Origin of the sequence: Massilia sp. BKSP1R2A-1 (genome assembly GCF_050586525.1) — a bacterium.
Taxonomy (GTDB): Bacteria; Pseudomonadota; Gammaproteobacteria; order Burkholderiales; family Burkholderiaceae_D; genus Telluria.
Map to the genome: position 1 here is coordinate 50,142 of NZ_JBOBRE010000013.1, position 22,954 is coordinate 73,095.

The following is a 22,954-nucleotide window of genomic DNA, read 5'->3' on the forward strand; positions in this document are numbered from 1 at the left end:
GTCGCCGAGAGACGCGGTCGGTGAAGTGGGCGCCCGGAATTGTCGAGGTCCGGTTCGCGATGCGCCGGTCTCGACGGGCAGACTCATCCACCGGTAAAGCGCAGCTGGCGCAGTAGTTTCGATTCCTGCCTTCCACCAGATCTGATCCATAGTCGTCAGCCCGAGCGCCCGCTCCGCGCCCAGCAAAATACATAGTACTCAGACATATAATGCCTTGCGATCTGGGCACTTTTACGAACACTATCTTCCCTTGTACATCAAGGCCTGACCTGTATGAACCATTCGCCATCGAACAAGGTAATTTTTTGGGGGGCCGGGGCGACAGCCGCGCTCGGGATCAGAGTGACGGCCAGGCAGGGCCGTTTCATTCAGAGTATTGCTGGGACTTATGCGGAGCTAATACCGCCCATCGAAGACCGCGTCGCACGCGCGCTCGACTCCCATGACATTACGGTATCGCTACGTTCCGCCTTGTGCGACCTGATCACGATCCTTGGTGACAGACCTGAGAACTACAAAAATATCGACGCAATAAATGACGACGAGTGTGCGGCCATGCGTCGGAGCTGGAAGGGCGACGATGCCGAAATCAAGAGCAGAATCGTGAATCTTCGCTTGTTCTACGATTGGCCGGCTCTGAAATCCCTTGTCGGTATCTGTCCAGGCAGCGCTGGCGAGTCATTTAAATTGAACGACTTGTTCAATGTGTTGGATATGCACGGGCCTTCTGGGTTTGGCGTGCGCGCGCAAACCCGGCATATGGCGGCCGAACAGTTTTTCGACGCCCGCCGACTCGCCGGCGCGGCAAACGCACTCAAGATGCTACTGGGAGCATTGTTTTACATTGATTATCAGGTTTGCATACGGAAAAAGCCCCACGTTCTCGAGCAATATCAAGACTTCGCAACGCTTCTCGGGCGACGCGTGCTTCGACAAGGGGAGGCGCTGGCGTGCGCGCGAACGAAACTGGATACGCCAGAGTTTTATCAAGCCGATGTCGCTTTCGTGAGCTTGAACTATGATCCGATTGCGCTTTGGGTTCAGTTCCTGGCCAACCGCGCTCTGAACAAGAAAGGCGAGACGCGTGTTGGTGGAGACGACACTCCCCTCGAGCTGTTCCATGATTCCGGACATTTGATTCCCTCGCGACGCATCGTAGGACCGGCTGCAGATTGGCCATGGTATCCGATGAATGAAGCAACTGCCCAGCGGTTGAACGAACTAGGTTCCGGTTCCCCGAAAGTACGGTTGACCAAATTCCTTTTTCCACATGGCTGTCTTTGCTGGCGCGAATGCCCCGATTGCGGAAAACTGTCGTCCTACTATGGAGATGAGTGGAGTCTCCAGTCTACCGGGCTGTTTCTTCCTCCTCCTCTGAAGGCTTTTGAATCCGAGCCCTGTCCTGATCGAATCAGCGGACCAGAGCGAAAGCAACGTGAAGGCGGCGCAATCGATGCAAGAGCATGTTTGCATTGCGGGACATTGACGTTTGCGCATCACACTCAGATGGTGATGCAAAGTTCCTTCAAAGCTCAGCCGCCCTCCTTTATCGAGGAGATCCAACGTGACTTGAGAGCCGTCGCAATGAAAGCGGACCATGTCATCTTCATGGGCTATTCCTTACCTCTGGACGACGTCACTTACCGCGCGTTCTTTTCTGCGAGATGCCAGCGCCAAAAGTTTGGAGGTGCCCCAGTCTATTGCACGGTCGTCGGGAAGAGCGATCGATATCCCGACTGGTACGAACCGGCCAGCATCAGCTCAGAATTAGTGGAAGACAACAGCACCGTAAGAGCAGCGATCGACATCTTCGGACGCGACAACGTGCGATTCTTTGGAGGTGGAGTTCCCGATGTGTTCCTGGAGGCGGACGGGGTCAGCGAGGCAGCGATCGAACGTCTATTGAATTGGCCGAGCGCTACCAGACCAGAATGTCCACCATGAAAGTGCACCTAAACGACCGCAAAGGAAACCCGCGAGCCTAATGGAAGCGAATCGCCGAGGCAACACCTACGGCATGGTGGTTCGGGGGTGCGCAGGCTCTGTTGCATAAATAAGGTAAAGGCGAATTTGCCTTTCCGTGGACGGACTTATGGTATAGGACCGATTGGTGTCATGCTAAGCGGCACCCAACAACTGAACAACTGGCCCGCGTCTTCACAAGGCGTCTTGGATCGAAAATCGGACCAAAACCAAAAAACATAGATCCAATGGGGCTGTTCGCACGAACTCCCTAATCCACTAGACATTCCCGAAGCGGCATTGAACTTCCCCACTCTGCTAGACATTCTGGCCTATGACTCAAGACGACCTTACGCGAATCGCTTAAGCTCATAAAAAAGCTCGCTGAAGCGAGCTTTTTATACCTCATCAGCAGGGCTTCCCAAAGGAAACCTAACTCCCACTCGATCACCAATGGCTGAGTTAAGAGGCTGAATGATCAAACATTTCTTGCCTTGCACCTCATCAATGCCATCCAAAGTACTATGCACTGATGAGTCCAATGTCCACCGACACTCTAGAAGGAGCGGTTCCAACGTATTATGGCAGCGGCTTGCACCTGTCCAGTAATCTTTAGCAGAAATATCGTACTGAATCCCCTCAGTTAATCTTCAAAACGCCTTTGATATCGATTTGCCTTAGTACATCCCTTTTAAATTTCGCTGTGGGATGCCGAAGGATATTTTTGCGATCCTGCGGTATATCTCCAAGAAGCAATTCAACAAACATCGGCTCCTCAGCAGTACCGATATAGCTTTTGTATTTTATAAATCGATTTACAAGAGACTTAACGTCGGGCAGAATGTGATTATATTTGGCCAATAAATTGAAGTCCCTCACCGTCTGATCGCTTGCACGGCTTTTGATAGAATCAATAAATACTTCATCATTTACACCACCAAGAAGCGCAATCAGCGACACACGAAAACGAAAGTAATCGTCGAAAGAGTTGAAGTAGGGATGAATTTGCGAATCGATCGAAAAGACCTTCGCGCCCTTATCTGTCGAATTGCAAGAATGACAACTTGGAACCAGGTTAAAAAAAGAAACAGCAAAGAACGGATTACGCACTTTCGAAAAAAAGTGGTCCATATCTAAATAAGCAGTTGTATCATCTGACACGTTTTTCGACCCCAGATTCGGAACAACGTCTAACTTATTATAATTGCAATATGGACAGGTTACCGATCCAAATCCAATTGCTTTGAGCAATTGTACGCAAGACTGAGAATTTCTAAAAGTCTTATAAGAAAAAATTTTGCTGCTTAATAATTGGCCAAAAGGAGTCTGACTTTCACTGCCGTCCTGAATTAAATAGAGGTCATCGTCTTCTAGCACACCCATTATCTCTTCACGAAGCAATGTAAGCTCATCAGGCTTCGAAGTGATGATTTGCTCAAGACACAGATTATCGTATTCGAGCAACGTATTAAAAAAGTTTTGCTGCCTCGTCAATTTTTCCGAATTACGCTCAGCATACGTGACGAAGTAATCCAAGTGTTCGGATAGCTCAAGATATTTATTCACTTTGGCAATCAACGAATTACTTTTATACGTGCCATCCATACGAACACCGTTTAGCTTGTTCCAATGTTGACGAGCGAGTCCAATCAGGTAGGTGTCCGCATCTGGACGGTCAAGGTGATCGCAGATTGATATCATTTTCCGAGCATCTCACGAAGACGAAATTGAATGATATCGTCGCCAAAGATAGATATGTTCTTTTTAACATTATCTCGCTCGGCTTTCGATAGATTTCCAGACTCGACTTTCTCGACAACTTCTTTGATCTTTCGATACGCAAAATCGCTAGTTTTCTTATCGCCCAAGAAAAAGGGCTCAGCATATAAATCGTAAAGATTACCACCGAAGGTATTGGACAATAAATCTACGCCATTCATCGTGCCCCCAGAAAGCTCGGGATCTAAAATCGTTATATTTTGGCGAGGTAGGTCGGAGAGTAAAAATGGTGAGTGTGACGTCAAAACCAGGTGCGCCTTACCAGCGAATAGATTTGGAATAGTACTAATTAACTTGTCGAAAAACTCTACCTGCCACTTTGGGTGCAAGTACAAATCACCCTCATCTATGCATAGCACTAGTGTGTCTTGCCGCGTAGCTTTCAACTCTTGATATAGTGATGCAAAAATGTTTAGATATGCTTTATGCCCAGAACTGATCCCCACCCAGTCGACATCAAATAATTCGGCCTTCCCAAACAGTTCAGTGTATTCGGATATGAACCTTCTCGCACCCTTCGATCGGTAGTCAAACGTAAAATATTCAATATTCTTGGCGCGTAGGCCTTCAGAATAATATTCGAGTTGCAGCTCTGAGATAGATTCCTTTAGGCGTCTAATAAATTTAATTTGCTCCTCAAATGCGACCAATCCAATTTGACCCTCACGATATCTCATCGCCGCGGTCTTATCAGATACTTGGAACTCCGCAGGTTGAAATGTCTGTATCAAATAATCAATCAGTCTTTCGCTTATTTCTTCTGTTGAACGAATTTTTTCCAACTCAAGAAAGAGATTTTGCAGACCTTTCAAAAATTTTGATGCTTTCTGCCCTTTGGACCGGCTAATTCTTTCGTAATATATATACATTTCAAAAAAATAGCCAAATTTAAACATCGCCACAAATTTATTACCAACAGTAATGTCGCGAACACGCTCTCTAAAGCTTGAACGGAATAGTTTTATTTCGCGCGACATATCCGTGTATGAGTTCTCGACTCGGAATATTGTGCGTGGCGACCAAAGCTTGCTCAACAACTGCACCTTTTTAGGGAGATCAATCTCCAAGTTTTTAAACACTCTGGAATTAACTAAGCGAATTTGCTTCTCAAAACTTGTTATCTGAGCTCTGCTTGAAAACGACCGCTTAACTGAAGCGTTCAATGAAATATCCGCAATATCATTGTGGAAAGTAGTCCGCCGCTCGTCATACACATTCGAGAAGTAAATCACTTTAGACGAACAAAATTTCGGGTCATAGACACGAAGTTCAATATCGGAAGGAATTTCCGGCGGGAGATCAGATGCAAATGAATAATGACAAACGTACTTTCCATCTTCCAATGTAAGGATAAGAAAATCGTCACTGATTGACGTCTTCCCTCCTTTTGTTGCATGGCAGATCAATTCCAGAGCGTTACTTTTCCCAGCCCCGTTTTTGCCCACAATTCCAGTTACCTCAGAAATTTCGTGACCAAAAAAGCCGTCTGGAAGCGGTGATAACTTTGCGACAGTTAACTGCCCGTGTTCATATCGAAACTTTTCTGTGCTAGATAAATTTAATCCAAAATTTTCGAAATTTCGGAAACGCCGAACCCAAAGAAAGCAAATCTTCACGACATCCCTTTAGAACAGTTAATGATACGAGCCAACAATTAATAATCGTTTCATTTTGATAAACCTACAACGAATATAAGTTCGATGTTTCTGAAACTTATACCATCTCACAAAACCTCCAGAGTGGCACTGCGTCGGCCTGACGTTTTGAAGGTACTGTGACACTCAGCAACCTCAAGGGAGAAGGACTTACCCAGCGACCGTCGCGTCCGCGTTGAAACGACCTGCCTGCTTGGCCGTCTCCCTCTAACACTGATCACATTGCGCCGTCTAGTTAGCGGTCGGCGCAGCCCTTGTTAGCTGTCGATTGCCTGCCTAAAGGGCTAGATCCGTTTCCTCGACGAGGATCGCCCGTCCTCGGCTCCCTCTCTCCTCTGACATCGAATGACCATAGCCGATGTCTCCTTCCTCCAGCCTAAAGGAGACGATGAACTCGCTGGCGATGACACCGAACCTGTCCGGATCGCCGAAGTTGATGTCGCGCAGACAGTGAATCTCGTCCGTCGCAGTAACCAGGAAAAGCTCGTACGTGGCCCGATTGGCGGCAGCGAACCTGTACTCGTTCCTGCTGAGATGAATACAGTTCTGCGTGTACCGCTTCACCTCTACATGCCGCCAGGTCACCCCCTGATCAGCGGAATAGCGGATGTCGTAGCCTGCCCCGTCACGCTGGTGCGCCACATGCACGACATTCTTTTCGCCGTGGACAGCAATCAGGCTCGCGATGACGAGCTTTTCAGCACTCTCGCCGCTAGCGCGCTTCTTTGTATCCTGATCAGGGCTATGCTTGTGTGAACCGCCCGGCTTTGTGCTCAGATCGAATGTCGAGTGAACCGCAATCGGAATCGAACTCTGGGCAGGCAGTGTCTTGGCTGGTGTTGGATCGTCCCGCTGCGACGCTGCTGCAGGGTTTTCCTGGGCAGCCTGTTCCTGCACGCGGTCGAGTCCGCCTTCGAAATACAAAAAGCTCCGTGCTTCCGCTGAGAGCGACGCCAATTCATCCGTAGAAAATGCTCGGCTCTGCTGCCTGTAGAACACCTCATGGTCCTGCGAGGGAGAAAGCACCATATCGTCAAAGCGCGAGTGGATGCGCTCATGGATCATCCCATCGTAGTCGAGCTCAGGTTGCTCGCGATGTCGCCTCGCCACATCGTCAATCCACCCGGGATGTTCATAGTCGGCCACCAGCGCCAGGAACCGGCCGCGCGCGGACCAGTCCTCGCGCTCGAGGCGTTTCCATAAAGCGTACCTGAAGGCGCCAAAGTACTGGTACAGCCTGTCCAGGAGCGTTTTTCGATGTTGGTCTCCTAGGTCCATCTTATAAAATGCCAGCCTGTTGAAAGCTTCCACCTGGACGTCGACGGCTTTCAGGATCGCGATGACCCGGGCTAGGGTTTCTGGTGCAGAAATCTGTTCGAAGTCGAGGCCAACCGCATCGATGCCAAATTGCCGAAGCCGACCGCGCAGGAGATCGATGTGGTCAGGCCGTACGTTTTCGGGTGCGGTGTCATGGGATGCTGCCCAAAGCGCTGTCCAAAAAGCCGTTTCCGGGTCTGCCATCCCGAGGAGCTGGCGGGCCTCGCGCACGGTTTGTTCCCCGAGCTCGTTATAGGCCAAATGCTCGACCTCGATTAAAGGGTCTTTGAACACGCCCCTGATTTCGGCGCGAAATTCGTTGACGGTGAAGACAGAGGCGATGATGTCGGCGAAGGTATCGCAGAACAGCGGGTCGCGCGTGAGGTCATCCAGTGTAGACGCGGGGGCCACCTTGATGAGGTAGGTGGTATCCTCTTTCACGTAATCGTTGACGGCGAGCGGAAAGGACTCTCCGCCCACCTCGCACGTAATGTCCGTGCACAGCACAATGGCCAGCTTTGCCAGACGTACAGCCTCGGCTTTCCTGTTGTTCTGTAGACCGTGGATACGGTATGCCAACACGAAGGGTAGCTTTGCCTTGAGCATCGACGCCAACGCCTCTGTGAGCGCAGGTACAGGTACGCGTGCGTGCACATGAATGGGAATCTGGTTGAGGCTATTTACGCCAAAAAACGCCGCTACCTTGTCCCCACCGCCACGCCGCGAGAAATCGAAAACCGGATATTGGTTCACAATCTTGCGCGGCAGGCGGATATTATCGCTGTAGTACACCTTGTTTTGTGGATAGTACCTGCCTTCCTGTCCCATGTAAGCGAACAGCGGTACGTCTCGAGGCAGGGCTTGTTTGCGAGCGTCAAAGTGCGTCAATGCCAGACGGTAGATTCGCTGGGTGAGCTTGCCTTGGGGATCGGACTCTGGCAGCCTGCGCAGTACCCCTGCCACGGCCTCTAATGGCAGTTGGTCGAACCGGTCTTTCGCGCCGAGGCGCGACATCACGGTTTCGATTTCGCGGCGCTCCACACCACTTCCCGTCAGCCCTGATACGGCAAAATCGAACGTGAACGGGTTGACGAGTTCGGCCGCTGGTACGTCCCGGTCCAGCAAAAATCCGTCGAAAAGCGCTGCCTTACGTAGTTGGAAATGCAGGTACGATGGCTTGGGTGCCAGCCGGTGATTGTAAGTGTCCTTATTTTCGTTCACCCTTGAATAGTCAAAGACGTCGGGATTGTCCGGCTCCAGACGCTTACGGGCATCGGGGTCACGGATGAGCCATTCCACCAGCTCTTCCCTCTTCATAGCCCCACCAAGCATGGTCGCGAGGACTGACTCGTCGATCGCGAGACATGTAACGCTCGCTTCACGATAGGAAGTAGGCTTGTCTACGACGCTAAAGATATGATCTACATATTCCTGGCGTGGACTCGACTTGATTGGCACATAGCGGACGAAACGGTTGACGCCAAGCCACAGGAACAGGCGTTCCAGAAGCGCAGGATCGGCGTCGGCCACCTTGCTGCCAAACGCGGATGGCGCTGCCAGAAACTGGCCGGACTGGTAGATCTGCGCGAAGAGCCGCTCGGTATGCACCCCAGTCGGATAACTACGCGATAGGAACAGCTCGCGTGCGTCCGCAACCTCAAGATTGGCATTCAGGAGCCTAACGCCGACATCTTGCAGTGCGGCCGGCGCACCAAGCGCTGAAAAATTCGTGAGTAGCGCCGAAACCATCTCTCCGATGATCTGCTGTGCATTCGCGCTCTGTCTTCCCTGTGCGGTCGTGGCACCCCTAATGATCGAGCGGATGACCTGCGCCGGCTCGTAGCTGTGAATGGTGGTGACCGACTTGAGCTTGCGCTGGATATCGCGCGCTTTTTCACCCGCGTCGGCACCGAGGCGAGCGACCAACTGCTCAAACAGCCCGTGGCTCATGAAATCAATGTTCACGAAGCCGGGAATGACGAACGAGTTCAGGCCTGCGGTCAGCGGCGTGTAGGCATCGGTGGCGGCATCGATCAGCTCATTGTTATCGTTCACCAGAAGTGAATAACTGCCCGCGAGTTCTTTTTCGCTGCAGAGAATGCTGATCAACGTGACGCGATGTGTCAGGTCATGCTTTAGAAGGTGTGCGCTGAGCAGATTCACTGCCTCGGTGAATCCTGCAACTTCGCGAGCCCGCCGGTACTTGTCACTGTGAAGTAGGTTTTCTTGCCCCGGATAAACAAGTCCCGGAAATTCCGCGCCGCATCCAGCCAGAAGTACTAGCTCAGAGAACGCGTCACCGATGTAATACACCTCGGCAGCACGCCTGTAACGACCGTCGACGCACGGGAAAATCTCGAGCTCGCGGACGCTCCGCTCGATGTATTGGTAAAAACCCAGTTCCTTAAGTACTGGATTGTTGTCCCTGTAGCGCAATGTACGAACCTGTATCCATGGATCGCTTCCATCCTCGCGTAAGGACTGGGCAGTGTCGACGATCAGCTTGACCAGTTCCGTGAGCAAGAACCGGTTGCGCGATGAATCGATGAGTTGATTGCGCGAACTGTCGAGGTCGAACGTGCCGTGGATGACCATTGGCAGATCAATATTCACCTTCGTCGGGAAAAAGGTGTACAGGGTCTTCGCCCCCTTTGTCAGGCCGGGTGATAAAGCCAGTTTCAGGCTGTACCACTCCTGCTCGGCCTTGTCGGCGTTTTGATACTGCTCGGGCAGCGGAGCGCTATTCGACTTGATCGTCCACGTTTCCCCGTCAATGTTCACCATGCCCTCACCCACCCTCCTCTGCAAGCGCGTTTCTTCGCCCTGACGCACAATGACAATGTCGTTGATATGGTTGAGGAACAGCAGGCATTTCGCTTCCACATTCGCAAGCTGTTCCTTGATTCCGACCAAGAACTCCGGGCGGTAATGAATCGAAATCTCGGTCGTCCAGCCACTGCGCGTACGATCGGCGAACTCGGGGACTGCAAGGAAGGCGACAGGAACTGCCTGCGCGCTCAAGTTTCTGCTCTGCAAGATCTGGGCGCGCTGGCCTTCGTCGAACAGCTGTTCGAATGTCTGACGGGCGATTGCTTCTGAAAAGGTGACGCTAACTGTGTCGCTGTCGATGGTGATCTGGTGGGCCCAGTTGATAATTGAGCGAAAGCCCAGTCCTTTATTGCCGATGTATTTGAGCTTGGTCTTCGTGCTCAGATTCGCGAGCATCAAAGATTCGAAGCCGTCGACCGTAAATGGATTGCCCTTGTTGGCGATCGTCAGTATGCCGTTTTCCACGTCAAGCCTGATGAGTACCGCGTCTGCCCCCTCATCGTCGGCGTTCTGGAGCATTTCCAGAATTTGCCGGCCGTTGTACTCGCCAATCAGCTGACGTTCCCGGTTGTAGTCGCTCACCATGCGCGAGGGTTGCTCGCTGTAATTCCTACGTTGCGTTGCGACCAGCTTGGCCAGTTCGTCTTTCATGTTTACCTGTCATTCGTGGTTCTGGACCAGTTCAAGACGAAACGTCCGGAAGCCGTTGCCCTTATTCCTAATCACGTGGATTCGGCTCCCACCTTCAGCGCGACTTCATCTAACGGTTTTGCCTACTTTCAAGTTTTTTGCTGCTACTCATTTCGTCACTATGTTGAGCTTTTACCTTGTTGATCATGCCAAACCGAACCACTTGCTACGCCAGCAGATATGACGGTAGCGACTAGCCGAGCATCCAAACAAGACGGATTGAGATACCAATGGGTGGCAATGCTGAGCCAACTATGGAATCACCAAGTCGATGACCTTCCATCCCTGCTCAGTAGCGGGCCCGATAATAGGTGCCGCTTCAGATTTACGGAGCGCCAGTCCGAGCAGTTCGCGTGGCCTTGTCACGCCCACGAAAACATTCGTGGCCGCCGTGATCCCGATACCACTGAACGCTTCGTCTGTGACGCCAAATGCGCGCGGAAGAACCTTGCCGAGGTCGAAGCATTTCTCGTCCGCCCCGGGCCCTTTCCAGATCTCGCTCTCGACTACGAGGATGCCGTCCACGCTCTTGCCTTTGACCGAATGGATCGATCCCAGCTTGAGTGTCAAATCGGCGAAGCGTATCTTCTTTGTCGGGCGGTGCTGCGGATCGGCGGCATTCGCCTGCTCCTCAGCGACGAAGCCGCAAAAGTGCTCGATCTCATCGTTGCGCCCTTCGTCCGGCGCGCCGAAGAGTGTCTGCAGTGCTTCCACGAAGGCCAACCAGTGATCCTCCTTCCACACGGCCTCACCGCAAAGCACATGTTCTCGTAGCAGCAGTCTGACTGCACGTGGCAAGCCGGAATCTCGAGCAGACAGGGTCGACCATAGGTTGTGCACGGTAATGGGACGGCCGTTGGCAGCTGTCCAGCCGTACGCCAGCGCCAGCCCGGCGATACCGGCAGCGAGCATTCCGCCCACTTCCGCAGGTGAGCGTCGCGCAGCATGATGCACTGCCGCCTTCTGCAGTTGCCGGCACAGGACATTGGCCTTTGCGCTCGTCCCACTCTCGCAGCGGTATGCCGGGTGATAATCTACAAGGCTCTTCGGCTTCCATGCGCCCTTGTTACGAGCCAGATTGTGGCGGGAAGCGACTGCCCACACATCCCGTTCACTAGAATTCCGTCCCCAGAACGCACGAGCTTCTCCAGCGAAGGCACCAAGCACGCCACCAATGGTGGCCTCATCGAACAGGAACATGACCCGCGACACCGGTTTGGTCCCAAGCCCGACGATCGCTTGCGGCTTACGAGAAGTCAGCCTGCTGGCGAATGTCGCGATATGCTCTCCAAAGCGTCGACTGTCATCGAGCGGAATGCACTCAGGTCCCGGCGTCCAGTAGGCCGGCTTGGCTCCGCGATCCTCGTACAGTGTCTGATTGCTGTCCCCGAGCCGCTGGAACGCGGTATCGTCATGTTTAAAGATATGCTCCAGCAGCTGGAGCTGTTCCCCGTTCGTGTCCTGCGCCTCGTCTAGAATAACGAGGGGGAAACGCTGGCGAAGCCGTTCGGCCAGCGCCGGAGTTTCGCGGATGGCACGCCGTGCAAGCGCGGTCATGTCCGCGTACCGGTAAAATCCGCTCTTTACCATCGATGCCTTTAGCGACTCGAGCGCCTTTCCGCAATCGGTGTGGGCGCCATACTGGCGCGGCCTCCTTCGTACCATCAGGGACCTAGGGTCCTTACCGGTAAACGTGAATTCCGGGTCCAGTTCAAGATGCTCGATCCACTCCTCGAGGCTGCGCTTCAGGTTGCGTTTCTTGTCCTTGGAGAGACTGTCCAGCGCGCGCCAGCGTGGATACCGTCGCAATGCCTCGGCTGCAAAAGCATCGTCGTCGATCAGCCGCACACTCCAGCCAAGTCCACGGAGATACGGGAAAGCGATGAACTGATTAATGAATGCTGTGACCGTTCCCGTGAAGTGCGGATAAGTCATGAGCCGCGCCGCCAAAGGATGGCGGGCAATCAGTTCTTCGACCTCGGTCCGCGCAGCATTCGTATGCGATATGACGCATACGCCCTGCTTGCGGGTAGACCAATTACGTGAAAGTAGCGCGAGCTTGGCCGCCAGCAGCGTCGTTTTTCCATTGCCGGGCGCCGCCTGGACATCGCATGCGCTCATCTTTGCCAGGAAATCAGTCTGGCTCGGATGGGTGAAATCGCAACCGCCCAGTTCGTCGCCAAGTTCGGCAAGCAGTTCAGGTGTAAGAGGCAGGATTTCGAACATGATCTACCCTTGAATGGCCGTAGTCGATTTAGGCGGCACTCCTGCGGGGTCATGGTCGTCGGCCTCGGGGTCAGGGGCGGTCGGAGGCGCTCCTGGCACATAACCACCGGTCACATAGTCGATTGCCCGCACCAGGTAGGGCGGAAGGCGTTCACGCATCTGCTCCGGCGTATCGCTCCGTTCGCGCAGGATCGCAGCGAGCTGCTCGGCGACCTCGGCTTTCGAGGCCAGTTTCTCATGGACGGGGCGGTAGATCCTGACCGCGATCTCGGTCGCAGAGAGGCGTTCATCTTTCCACTCCTTGTAGGTTTCGCCGGCGCTTTTTCTGATCCGGGCCAGCCGCTCGGGTTTTCGACTACTGGTCTTTGCAAGCTGAACCGCCAGATGCACACTCTCCGCGAGCTCGGGCTGAAGAGCTAGATCGAACTCGAGGGTCCAGCTGTCAGCGATAAACGCGTCGACGGGATCACCGACATCACGTACGAGCGTTCTCAGGAGCGCGTCGATTTCGTCCTGGCTCAGCTCGTCCTCGGTCTTGCGGTCGCCGACAAGCGCCTTCGCCTCGCGGGGCGGAATGTCCCTATCAGGTATTAAGGCCACTGGCACAGGGACTGCGCTTCCTTCCTTGCGTTGCATGATGCGGCTATACCTGAACAGGCCACGGTGGCCCACGTTCACAATCGATACACCATGGCGGCTGAGGGGGCGGCCAAGTTTCTCGGCAATCGCTGGCAGAAGGAGGTGCTCGCCATCGCCCTCGACCACCATCAACGCACGGGCAAAGAACAGATTGGCTTTCGTCGCATCAAGGAAGCGGCGAAGAAACTCGTAGTCATCAGGTTCGAGGCGCGTATGGGCTGCGCCCAGTGGGTAAGCATGGTGATCGACGACCATGGTTATCGTCTCCAGTTCGGCACCTGCGGCGAGCTGTGGACTGTGCGTCGTGAGCAGAACCTGAACCTGCTGGTGCGTCTCGCCTTTCGCGAGGTCCCGTGCAGCAGCGCGCGCTGCGAGCACTTCCATAAACAGGGTCTGTTGCTGTGGATGGAGATGCGCCTCTGGCTCTTCGATTAGCAAGAAAGGCACTTGGTCAGGATGGGACTGCAACAGCAACAGCTCGGCGGCCATGAATAGCAGGTTGTTATAACCCAGTCCACGCTGGACTCGTTCCGTCCCTATTTTTGCATTCAGATACAGCTCGAAACGTTCAAGAATCTGATCGAACGAGCCCCCAGTGCCGAGATCGAGCGTTGCGGAGAGGCGGTCATCCACAAAGGACAGCTTGTCAAGAAAATTGACATTCACGCTGTTTGCAAGGCCACCGACTGCTGCGTTGTTCCGCACCGCAGCATCGGCGGCTGCCAACGTATCATGAAGAGTTGGGTCTCCCCCTTCTTCTGCCGGCTTGCTTTGAGGCTCCATCGAAGGCATCGCGCCCAAGATCCGTGACAAACGCGAGCGCCGGCCTGCACGCATTTCGCGCTCCGCGTCGCGAAGCGGCTTAAGATAAGTCGCCTTAAGGTATTCACGCAGCTCACCATCAAGCGGCAATCCATCCGCTTCGCAGCCGGCACGATGCTGGCTTGCGATGATGCTGCCGCCGCCAGACGACACCCGGCGTGTGCCCCGCATGCATACATGGAGCCTCAGCTTCCCCTGCTCGTTGGTGCACCACTCGAGGAAACGGGCTTCCTCGTCTGCGCTCAAATCGTCGAACGTGCAGCGGACAATGAAATCACAGCCACGCATGCCGTTCTGATCGATAAAGAAGTCCTGCTCGTCGGGTCGAATAAAGTCGTCGCCGCGTGTCCAGAGGACGTAGCGGGCAGCGTCGACAATCGCGCTCTTCCCGGCGTCATTCGGTCCTACAAGGATATTCAGTCCGCGCGATAGATTCAGGTGTAGCGGGGCAGCTGGATCGAAACAGCGAAAGCCGCTTGCGTAGATCTCTGATATGTACACGGTGGTTTCTTCGCTTCTTCTTAGTATTTAGCGCAATTGATTCAGCCAACTGTAAAGATTCTCGATACAAGGCTGCGCGGAGCTAAAGTATCTAGATTCAAGTATAGAGGCGAAAGTGTCTACGAAACAACTTGCGTTGCATAACCACTAAATAAGTGAGTGGTAGCAAAATACTCAACCTTCATCTCTTTCGTTTCCTCGACCGGCTGACGCTCGGCCATTCGAAGCAACCACGGTCTTGACCCGGTACGCTCTTGCCAAATGGAAGTCATTCTGGTGGAGGGCACTCCGCTGTCGACCGCCCGTTCCAAGTCGAAGGGGGAGTCTCGAACAACCTGCTCAGCACTGGGCGACAAACAGAGGTAAACCCAATGTCCCAACCTTCCCTATGAGAATCTGCCGCCATACGACGGTGATTCATAAATTTTGGGGTAAATGACACTTTTTCGGAACCTACTCTCGCCCATCCGTTCCAGCCGATCAAGGTGTTTGACGAGATACCCTCTTGCGAGAAGAAGCCGTTCAGGCGACGGAACTCCGCTGTCGATCGCGCCCCATTCGAACGCCATAGCGGTGTCGGACAACCGGCTCAAACAACTGAGGTGAGAAACAGAGGTGTACGCGACCCACCTGCGCTCCCTATGTAGAACTGCACCCACGAGGCCATGAGTCAATAATTCGGGGGTAAATGAGACCCTTTCGGAACATGGAAGGGGCAGTTGACAGGACACCACGGCTTTGCGAAGCTTGATGGCAAAGAGGACCACACCTCGCGACACTAGTCGAAAGTGGCGGAGCGACCGATACCCGCACGCATCCTTGGGCGTTTCATCGCCTTTCAATCCAGCCCTGCCTGACAGGGCGCTGCCTGCGCAAGCAGGCGACATCAGTAGCGGCCACCTACCCCAACGGGGCATGGTGCCGCTGGCCGGCCTGCCTGACGGGCAGCCCTGCAGTGTGTCTGCACTGCAGACACTTCACGATCCAGCTGCAAGCAACTTGAGAAGCTGTGCACGGCCCGACCGTCGCAGCAATGACATTGCATCGGTCAGCGGCAAGTCCGCCCCGGTCAAGTGAACGATTGCGCCGGGCCCGACCTGATGCCTGCCGGCCTGACTGGCAGCCAGCGAGCAGTTCCATGCAGATCCACGTTCAACGCGTTGCGTCACTGCCCATGGGCGGTGCGTCGTGCATCCCGACTCCCTGAGGGCCGGCACACGACGGCAGCTGCGCGTATCGCCGACGGCCTGGTGGGAGGGCCGAACGGATAGCGGCGAGAACGTGCAGACGATGTTGAGAAGGGCCTCCTGCATCACCGGAGCCCGACGCGGCGCATTGGCGCCGCGTGCCCGCGCAAGCGGGAGGTAGCGCTGACCGGAGAAATCCGGCGCACTGCCAGTAGCACATTTTGAAGACTCCCAGGCCTTCGGGCCAAACCTCTATCCATCTGCGCACAATAGGCCGATGTGCGCGGTGCAGCTACAGGCCATCTCCGTGACCTTTGTCGCTTGGCAGGGGTAGAGGTCACGGTCCCTGGTAATGCCACAGCCGTCCGCGCTGTCTTGGCGCTCGGTAAAGCACACCTGCATAGTTCGTCGGTTGCGTGCGGGCAGTAGCCCCACATTCCGGCCAGCAGCCGTTTCGCTTCGGTGCAGCCTCCCCGAGCTCAGACGGCCTTGGCGCTAGAAGCATCCCGGAATCGGGGTGCTTCTCTTCTTCCGCATTGCGACTCGATCAGGGAGACTATGGTCTCCACCTTCGGGCTCGAATATCGCTTGGAGAACTGCTAATTTGGACGTAAAGGCGTTTAGAAATGTCGGATGAACATGTGCAGCCAAAAACTCCTTTGACACCGGCCCCGGGGCGAGTCGTCATCAACCGCAAGCAGCTCCTGCAGAAGGTACCCCTGTCGAAGCGCGCCATTCTGGATATGGAAAAGCGCGGCGAATTCCCAAGGCGCTTCTCGATTTCCGCGCGCGTCGTTGTGTGGGACGTTGAAGAGGTAGACGCCTGGATTGCAAGGCAGCAGGCAGCAGCAGTCCAGCCGCAGCCTCCTGGCACTAAGCAGCTTGGGTAATGAACTGGTTGACCATGTTTGCCCATGACTGCATCATGTGGCGCCGCTGATCGGCATACTCAGCCTTGTTATAAACGGCACGGACACCACGCTGTTCGTGCGCCAGGCACTTCTCGATCCAGTCCGACTGAAACCCGGCCTCATGCAGCATCGTCGACGCTGTTCGACGGAAGTCATGTGGCGTGAAGTTTGCGAACGGCACCCGGTCAGCGTGCGCCATTTCCAGAACTGCCGCCGTCACACGGTTCATGGTCGCCTTGCTCATCGGTTCATCGCCGTCGTACCGTGAAGGGAAGATAAAGCGAGAGCTTCCTGCGCACGTCTTGAGCGTCACCAGAATATCCAGGGCCTGGTCCGAGAGGTACACGTTATGTGGATTTCTGCGCTTCATGCGGGCAGCCGGGATGACCCAGACGCGCTTGGTGAAATTGACTTCGTCCCAAGTGCCCTCACCCATCTCCGACTTCCTCAACATCGTGAGCAGCAGCAGCTTCACACCAAGGCGGATCGTCGGACCAGTCGGTACCTTTTCAAGGTACTTGAACAGAAGCCCGATTTCCTCTTCGCTCAACGCACGGTCGCGTGGTTGAAACCTGGCGATACTGCACGGGCGGACCTCTTCGGCCGGATTTGGCAACTTTACGCCCCGGTCATGCGCATACCGGAACACGAGCATGACGATATCACGCGCGTGGACCGCGGTCGCCGGTGCGCCTCTTGCAACAATCCGGTCGCAGAGCCCGCGCAACTCCTCCGCTGTAATCTCCCCGAGCTTCAGCCTGCCGAACGGTTTCGCGAGGTCGCGCTCGTAGACTGATCTCCGCATGTCGCGCGTCGACTCCGCCATCGTGTACTTAACGAGCCATTCCTCTGCCCATTGGCCGAACGATTCAGCATCGCGGCGCCGCGCTGCATTGGCGCTCTTCTGGCGGGCGGGGGAGCGTCCTGCAGCAAGCGAGGACTTCGCCTCCATCAGGAGCTCCCGGGCCTCGCTGAGCTTGATGCCGCCGGGCCCATAGCGGCCAAGAACAAGCGTCTCCTGCCTGCCATTGATCGCGTAGTTGAAGCGGAACGAGATCGTCCCGGACGGGGTGACGTACGCGTAGAGGCCGTCGCGGTCGGCCTTCTTGTAGGGTTTGTCTTGGGGCTTCAAGGCGCGCAGCCCGGCATCTGTCAGCATAGGAGCCTCCCGTACCATGATTGAAGACACCCGTTATCTCGCCGTTTTCCTCATTAAAATCAGTAACTTGGCTACCGGCGATACCATGTTCGAAGATCGACGGCAACATGGTATGGGCACATTCAAATGGTATGGCAGTTCACGCGATCCCATGGTCGATACCATCAAACTTTCTTGCTCTAACCTGCCCGACATTGCCAAGCTCTGCCAATAAAAAAGCCCCTGAAATCAGGGGCTTAAGCTTACTTCTTGAAATCTACCGCTGAGCTGCGAATTATTCCCACTCGATGGTCGCCGGCGGCTTGCCCGAAATGTCATACACCACCCGGTTCAGTCCGCGCACTTCATTGATGATGCGGTTCGACACCTTCCCCAGCAGCGAGTGCGGCAGATGCGCCCACTGCGCCGTCATGAAGTCCAGGGTCTGCACCGCGCGCAGCGCCACCACGTACTCATAGGTACGGCCGTCACCCATCACTCCCACCGACTTCACCGGCAGGAACACGGCAAACGCCTGGCTGGTCGCCTCATACCAGTTCACCGGCGCCTTGCCCGGATCGATGCCGGCAACGGCCGGCAGTTCGAACGGCGTATTGCGCAGCTCTTCGATGAAAATCGCATCCGCTTCGCGCAGCAGGTCGGCGTACTCCTTCTTCACCTCGCCCAGGATACGCACACCCAGGCCCGGACCCGGGAAGGGGTGACGATAGACCATGTCATGCGGCAGGCCGAGGGCCACGCCGAGTTTACGCACCTCGTCCTTGAACAGCTCGCGCAGCGGCTCGAGCAATTTGAGGTTTAGGGTCTCCGGCAGGCCGCCCACATTGTGGTGGCTCTTGATGGTCTGGCCCTTCTTGCCCTTGCCGGCCGATTCGATTACGTCCGGATAGATGGTGCCCTGCGCCAGCCACTTCGCATTGGTCAGCTTGCCGGCCTCCTGCTGGAACACCTCGACGAACTCGCGGCCGATGATCTTGCGCTTCTGTTCCGGATCGGTCACCCCGGCCAGATGACCCATGAACTGGTCTTCGGCGTCGATGCGCAGCACCTTCACGCCGAGGTTCTTCGAGAACATGTCCATGACCATCTTGCCCTCATCCTTGCGGAGCAGGCCGTGGTCGACGAACACGCAGGTCAGCTGGTCGCCGATGGCGCGGTGGATCAGGGCTGCGGCCACGCTCGAGTCGACGCCGCCCGACAGGCCGAGGATGACTTCATCCGTACCCACCTGCTCGCGGATCTTCTGCACCGCTTCGCCGATGTAGTCCGGCATGTTCCAGTCCGACTTGCAGCCGCAGATCTCGTGCACGAAGCGGCCGATGATGGCCTCGCCCTGCGTGGTGTGGGTCACTTCCGGGTGGAACTGCAGTGCGTAGAAGCGGCGGTCTTCGTCGGCCATTGCAGCGATCGGGCAGCTGTCGGTCGAACCCATCAGCTTGAAGCCCGGCGGCATGTCCAGCACCTTGTCGCCGTGGCTCATCCACACGCGCAGCATGCCGTGGCCTTCATCGGTCACGAAGTCGTTGATGCCGTTCAGCAGGGCCGTGTGGCCGCGGGCGCGCACTTCGGCGTAGCCGAACTCGCGCACCTTGCCGTTCTCGACCTTGCCGCCGAGCTGGGCGGCCATGGTCTGCATGCCGTAGCAGATGCCCAGCACCGGCACGCCGGCTTCGAACGCGGCTTGCGGGGCGCGCGGCGAATCGCCTTCGAGGGTCGAGTTGTGGCTGCCCGAGAGGATGATGCCCGAGGCGCCGTAGTTGCGGACGAACTCGTCGCTGACGTCGTAGGGATAGACCTCGGAGAACACGCCGGCATCGCGCACGCGGCGCGCGATCAGCTGGGTAACCTGGGAACCGAAGTCGAGAATGAGGATTTTGGAGTGCATGTAGAAGGCAACGATAGGAAATGAATCGGGTCATGCAAAAACGCGGCCACTGTCGGCCGCGTTTCATGGAATGAGCTTACTCGGAGCGGTAGTTCGGCGCTTCCTTGGTGATCTGGACGTCGTGCACGTGGGATTCGCGCATGCCGGCCGACGTGATCTCGACGAACTCGGCTTTCTCGCGCAGTTCTTCGATGGTGGCGCAGCCGCAGTAACCCATCGACTGGCGCACGCCGCCGACCAGCTGGAAGATGATCGCCAGCACGCTGCCTTTGTAGGCGACGCGGCCTTCGATGCCTTCCGGGACGAATTTGTCGGCCTTGGCGGAGGCTTCCTGGAAGTAGCGGTCGGCCGAACCTTCGGCCATCGCACCCAGGCTGCCCATGCCGCGGTAGGACTTGTAGCTGCGGCCCTGATACAGGATGGTCTCGCCCGGCGCTTCATCGGTGCCGGCGAACATGCTGCCCATCATGACGGTGTGCGCGCCTGCCGCCAGTGCTTTCGAGATGTCGCCCGAGAAGCGGATGCCGCCGTCGGCGATGCAGGGCACGCCGGTGCCTTCCAGGGCCTTGGCCACGTTCGAGATCGCGGTGATCTGCGGCACGCCGACGCCGGCGACGATACGGGTGGTGCAGATCGAGCCGGGGCCGATGCCGACCTTGACCGCGTCCGCGCCGTGCTCGACCAGCGCCTTGGCGGCCGCTGCGGTAGCGATATTGCCGCCGATGACGTCCACGTGCGGGTAACGTTCCTTGATCCACTTCACGCGGTCCAGGATGCCTTGCGAGTGGCCGTGGGCGGTGTCGACCACCAGCACGTCCACGCCGGCCGCGACCAGCAGCTCGATGCGCTCTTCGTCGCGTGCGCCCACGCCGACGGCCGCGCCGACCAGCAGCTTGCCTTGCGAATCTTTCGATGCCAGCGGGTGCTCGTGCGACTTCTGGATGTCCTTGACGGTGATGAGGCCGCGCAGTTCGAAGTCGTCATTGACGACCAGCACGCGCTCCAGGCGGTGCTTGTTCATCAGGCGCTTGGCCTCGTCGGTATTCGCGTCTTCCTTCACGTACACCAGCTTCTCGCGCGGGGTCATCTTGGCGCGCGCTTCCGCATCCAGGTCTTCCTCGAAACGCAGGTCGCGGTTGGTGATGATGCCGACCACCTGCTTGCCCTCGACCACCGGGAAGCCGCTGATGCCGTGCTGTTGCGACAGCGCCAGCACTTCGCGGATCTTCATGGTGGGAGGAATGGTGATCGGGTCGCGCAGCACGCCGGATTCGTAGCGCTTGACGCGGGCGACTTCGCGCGCCTGGTCTGCCGGGCGCAGGTTCTTGTGGATGATGCCGATGCCCCCCTCCTGCGCCATCGCGATCGCGAGACGCGCTTCGGTCACGGTATCCATCGCAGCCGACAGCAGCGGAATGTTCAGCGTGATATTCCGGGTCAGTTTGGTGCGAAGGGAAGTTTCGGCCGGAAGAACGTTGGAGTAGGCCGGGACGAGCAGCACATCATCGAAGGTGAGTGCTTTCTGGAGGAGACGCATAGTATTTTCCTATAGGCGCAAAAGTGAATTATACAGAAAGTACAAAAGACTGTCGCAGCCATGCCTAAAAATCGCTGCCAAAGTGCATCCCTCATTGACAGCCGGGCGCCGGCGTGGCGAAATCCGCTTGTTACCTGAGGAAAACTTTATGCCACGCTCCACCACTCCCTTTCGCCTGTTCGCCGCCTGCGCCCTGCTCCTTGGCAGCGGCCAGGCCCAGGCACAGTATTCCTGGATTGGCGAAAACGGCGTGCGCCATTTCTCCGACCGCCCTCCTCCGCCCTCGACCCCGGCGCACAAGATCCTGAAGACGCCTGGCCGCATGGCCGCCGCCCCGCAGGCGCCGGCTCCCGAAGCGCCCGCCGAAGCGCCTGCCGCGCCCAAGGCCGCGCCGACCCTGGCCGAGCGCGAAGCCGACTACAAGGAGCGCATGAAGAAGCGCGAGGAACAGGAAAAGAAGGACGCCCAGCAGGCCGAGCGCCAGCGGGATTTCGCGCAACGCTGCGCGATGGCCCGCAGTGCCAGGGCCCAGGTCGAATCCGGCGTACGCATCAGGGATGTCGACGCGGCGGGCCAGTCGCGCATCATGACGGACGAAGAGCGCGCCGCGCAGTTCGCGCAGGCCAATAAGATCCTGGCCGAGTGCCGCTGAGCGCGCCTCAGGCGCGTCCGGCTGCCTTGACGCCCTGGCGCGGCAGCGCCTGCGCGCGCATCACCCGGTTGCGTCCGGCTTCCTTGGCGGCATACAGGGCCGCGTCCGCCCTTTGCATCAGGCTGTCGAATTCCTCGCCCGGTTCCAGCATGGCCAGTCCGATGCTGACGGTATAGGGTGCGCCGGCGCCGGGCGCCTGCGCCGAACGGTCGAGCGCGGCGCGCAGGCGCTCGGCGGCGACCAGCGCGGTCTCCATGCTGGTATCCGGCAGCAGCACCGCGAATTCCTCGCCGCCCAGGCGGGCGCAGAAATCGTTCTTGCGGATCACGCCCATGATGCGTTGGACCAGGTCGCGCAGCACCTGGTCGCCCACCCCATGTCCATAGGTATCGTTGATGCGCTTGAAGTGGTCGGCGTCGACCAGCAGCAGGCCGACGCTGCCCGCCTGCCGCCGCGCGCGGGCCAGCTCCCGGCCCGCGACCTCGAAGAAGGCGCGGCGCGTGGGGGCGCCGGTCAGGTGGTCGTGGTCGGCCGCGTAGGCGGTCTCGGACAGCACGCGTGCATTGGCCATCATCACGGCGCCCAGGGTCAGGCCCGGCATGAACAGGGTGCCGATCGCGAAGAAGGCCAGGTTGATGGCGGCCGGGTCCAGCAGCGACACCGGCTCATACGCGTCGACGATGTAGAACAGGCCGCGGAAGGTATGGCCCACGCCGAGGGACAGCGCCGCGATGCGGGTGAAGGAGAAGGAATAGCGCAGGCGCCGCTCCGGGGTCGGGGGCACGCTGGCGAAGATCGCGAAGCAGACCGCCGCATGGTAGACCGAGACCGAGCTGATCCGCATCGACAGCGACTCGGGCCCGAAGTGGAAGAACACGACGCCCGCCAGCGCGGCGGTGCCGCCCGCCCACAGCAGCCGGAACGGGACCGGCAGGCCCAGGTGGCGCCGGAAGCCCACGTACATCAGGGCCACCGTGGCGAGATAGAGCGCATTGGCCAGCTCGATGGACAGCACTTCGGGCAATACACCGCGCGAAGCGAAGAACAGCAGCCCGAGGATGGCCAGGGCATTGGCCTGCCCCCATTCGCGGATCCCTGCGACCTTGCTGCCGGACAGCGACGACAGGACCAGCAGCATGACCACCGACAGCGCGGTGGTGACCAACAGGAGGCTCAGGGTACTCAGCATGGATGGAAGCGACA

13 protein-coding genes are annotated in these 22,954 nt (G+C 56.9%); 4 read left to right on the top strand and 9 right to left on the bottom strand.

Annotated elements, in window-relative coordinates; translation table 11 throughout:
* Window positions 1–273: 273 nt before the first annotated feature.
* On the top strand, window positions 274–1,944 hold the full coding sequence (locus ACQ7JA_RS18860) for a hypothetical protein (protein WP_430900516.1): 1,671 nt from the start codon (window positions 274–276) through the stop codon (window positions 1,942–1,944).
* A 657-nt stretch (window positions 1,945–2,601) separates the two neighbouring features.
* Here the strand turns inward: ACQ7JA_RS18860 and ACQ7JA_RS18865 are convergent.
* From ACQ7JA_RS18865 to ACQ7JA_RS18885, 5 genes are all read right to left on the bottom strand, one after another.
* Window positions 2,602–3,663, bottom strand: coding sequence for a hypothetical protein (locus tag ACQ7JA_RS18865; RefSeq protein WP_430900518.1), 1,062 nt, complete (start codon window positions 3,661–3,663; stop codon window positions 2,602–2,604).
* Window positions 3,660–5,357, bottom strand: a complete 1,698-nt coding sequence (locus ACQ7JA_RS18870) for an AAA family ATPase (protein WP_430900520.1) — start codon at window positions 5,355–5,357, stop codon at window positions 3,660–3,662. Before ACQ7JA_RS18870 ends, ACQ7JA_RS18865 begins: the two co-directional genes overlap by 4 nt.
* 315 nt (window positions 5,358–5,672) lie before the next feature.
* Window positions 5,673–10,193 carry a DUF3883 domain-containing protein gene (locus ACQ7JA_RS18875; RefSeq protein WP_430900522.1) on the bottom strand — a complete coding sequence of 1,507 codons (4,521 nt, stop codon included), beginning with the start codon at window positions 10,191–10,193 and terminating at the stop codon, window positions 5,673–5,675.
* A gap of 291 nt (window positions 10,194–10,484) precedes the next feature.
* Window positions 10,485–12,458, bottom strand: coding sequence for a UvrD-helicase domain-containing protein (locus tag ACQ7JA_RS18880; RefSeq protein WP_430900524.1), 1,974 nt, complete (start codon window positions 12,456–12,458; stop codon window positions 10,485–10,487).
* Between the two features lie 3 nt (window positions 12,459–12,461).
* Window positions 12,462–14,420, bottom strand: a complete 1,959-nt coding sequence (locus ACQ7JA_RS18885; RefSeq protein WP_430900526.1) for an ATP-dependent nuclease — start codon at window positions 14,418–14,420, stop codon at window positions 12,462–12,464.
* Between the two features lie 1,813 nt (window positions 14,421–16,233).
* On the opposite strand from ACQ7JA_RS18885, the gene ACQ7JA_RS18890 reads away from it, so the two are divergent.
* Window positions 16,234–16,497, top strand: a complete 264-nt coding sequence (locus tag ACQ7JA_RS18890; protein ID WP_430900528.1) for a helix-turn-helix transcriptional regulator — start codon at window positions 16,234–16,236, stop codon at window positions 16,495–16,497.
* On the opposite strand, the gene ACQ7JA_RS18895 is transcribed toward ACQ7JA_RS18890, so the two are convergent.
* On the bottom strand, window positions 16,481–17,677 hold the full coding sequence (locus tag ACQ7JA_RS18895) for a tyrosine-type recombinase/integrase (protein ID WP_430900530.1): 1,197 nt from the start codon (window positions 17,675–17,677) through the stop codon (window positions 16,481–16,483). The two genes, ACQ7JA_RS18890 and ACQ7JA_RS18895, sit on opposite strands and share 17 nt — an antisense overlap.
* 16 nt (window positions 17,678–17,693) lie before the next feature.
* On the opposite strand from ACQ7JA_RS18895, the gene ACQ7JA_RS18900 reads away from it, so the two are divergent.
* Window positions 17,694–17,891 carry a hypothetical protein gene (locus ACQ7JA_RS18900; protein WP_430900532.1) on the top strand — a complete coding sequence of 66 codons (198 nt, stop codon included), beginning with the start codon at window positions 17,694–17,696 and terminating at the stop codon, window positions 17,889–17,891.
* Between the two features lie 60 nt (window positions 17,892–17,951).
* On the opposite strand, the gene guaA is transcribed toward ACQ7JA_RS18900, so the two are convergent.
* Window positions 17,952–19,562, bottom strand: coding sequence for a glutamine-hydrolyzing GMP synthase (gene guaA, locus ACQ7JA_RS18905; RefSeq protein WP_430900534.1), 1,611 nt, complete (start codon window positions 19,560–19,562; stop codon window positions 17,952–17,954).
* A gap of 76 nt (window positions 19,563–19,638) precedes the next feature.
* Window positions 19,639–21,099, bottom strand: coding sequence for an IMP dehydrogenase (gene guaB, locus ACQ7JA_RS18910; protein WP_430900536.1), 1,461 nt, complete (start codon window positions 21,097–21,099; stop codon window positions 19,639–19,641).
* A 148-nt stretch (window positions 21,100–21,247) separates the two neighbouring features.
* Here guaB and ACQ7JA_RS18915 point away from each other — a divergent pair, with 148 nt between their 5' ends.
* Window positions 21,248–21,751, top strand: a complete 504-nt coding sequence (locus ACQ7JA_RS18915) for a DUF4124 domain-containing protein (protein WP_430900538.1) — start codon at window positions 21,248–21,250, stop codon at window positions 21,749–21,751.
* A gap of 7 nt (window positions 21,752–21,758) precedes the next feature.
* Here ACQ7JA_RS18915 and ACQ7JA_RS18920 read toward each other — a convergent pair whose 3' ends face one another.
* Window positions 21,759–22,940: a diguanylate cyclase domain-containing protein gene (locus ACQ7JA_RS18920; protein WP_430900540.1), complete on the bottom strand. Its 1,182-nt coding sequence runs from the start codon at window positions 22,938–22,940 to the stop codon at window positions 21,759–21,761.
* Window positions 22,941–22,954 lie beyond the last annotated feature (14 nt).